General features: G+C 41.5%; 1 protein-coding gene. It reads right to left on the bottom strand.

What is annotated here, in order from left to right; all coding sequences use genetic code 11:
• Window positions 1-159: 159 nt before the first annotated feature.
• Window positions 160-969 (bottom strand): PhzF family phenazine biosynthesis protein, encoded by an 810-nt coding sequence (locus tag Q1A70_RS20010; RefSeq protein WP_299695788.1) that lies wholly within the window; start codon window positions 967-969, stop codon window positions 160-162.
• Window positions 970-1,109 lie beyond the last annotated feature (140 nt).

The raw sequence follows: 1,109 nt of genomic DNA, 5'->3' as shown, positions 1-1,109 counted from the left end.
CTAATTTAGACGAAAAAAGTGCTCAAAAAGTCAGGTGATATTGGTTGAAAAAAGAGAAATTCTACAGCCTCAACGCCGCATTAAGGTGTGAGCAGCGCTTGCCTATACTTTGAGCGAAGCGAAAACGGCAAGCGTTGCGAATCACTCTTAAATGCTTTGTTATACGACTGGTACCTGCAGAGTCCCTTTAATGACTGTCACTGCTGAGCCTATTAACTTCGTACGCCCATTAGATAAAAGTTCGGTAGTAACATAACCACCTCGTTCAGATGCCTGATAGCCTTGTAGGTTTAACTTACCCAGTTTTCCTGACCAATAAACGGTTAAAGCACAATGCGCTGAACCTGTAACGGGGTCTTCATTTACACCTACCCACGGTGCAAAGTACCTTGAAACAAAATCTAGCTCGTTACTATTTGAACTTGTAGTAACCAGAATTCCACGCCCCTTGGTTTGTTTCATTGCCTCAAAGTTTGGCTGGAGGTTTAGTAATGTTTCTTCACTATCAACTTCAATAAAAACCTTCGAATCAAAGTTACCAAAGGAAACTATTTTACATGCCTCTACGCCTAAATTATCCAAGAGCACCTGACAGGGAGCAATGTCGAATTGAAGGGTTGGTGACGGAAAATCCAGTTCAATTGTCGATTCGTTAACCAGTGCAGTTAAGGTACCAGACAAGGTTTCAAAATTAACTGTATCCTGCGTACTTACTTGCCCCCTTTCTTTAAGGACATGAACAACAGCAAGAGTTCCATGACCACATAGCTTTACCTCCGCCTTCGGAGTAAACCACTTCAGTGTCATATCAGAAAGCGATAGAAAAGCCGTTTCGGACACAGCCATTTCTTCAGCAATTGATAGCATTAAGCTTTCACTTAAGCCATTGTTTGTTATACAGACCCCAGCGGGATTGCCTTTGAATGCTTCACTTGTAAATGAATCAACCTGATAGATATCTAAGTCCATTTAGTTCTCCTAATTCTATAAAGTCGTATAACGAGCTTGTAGGATTTCTCCCTTACCCGTTCTTGATCTGCTCCAGTCAGACTGGACACCGTATTAAGCGACATATTGTTTTTCAAAGTTAACTGGGCTTACATACCCAA

The organism is uncultured Vibrio sp. (assembly GCF_947488985.1).
Taxonomy (GTDB): domain Bacteria; phylum Pseudomonadota; class Gammaproteobacteria; order Enterobacterales; family Vibrionaceae; genus Vibrio.
Note: the sequence above shows the minus strand (reverse complement) of the source record. Positions and strands in the feature narration are given on the sequence as shown.

Bases quoted from the DNA above. Each gene is read 5' to 3' on its own strand.
- Q1A70_RS20010 (WP_299695788.1), bottom strand. From the start codon at position 969: ATGGACTTAGATATCTATCAGGTTGATTCATTTACAAGTGAAGCATTC.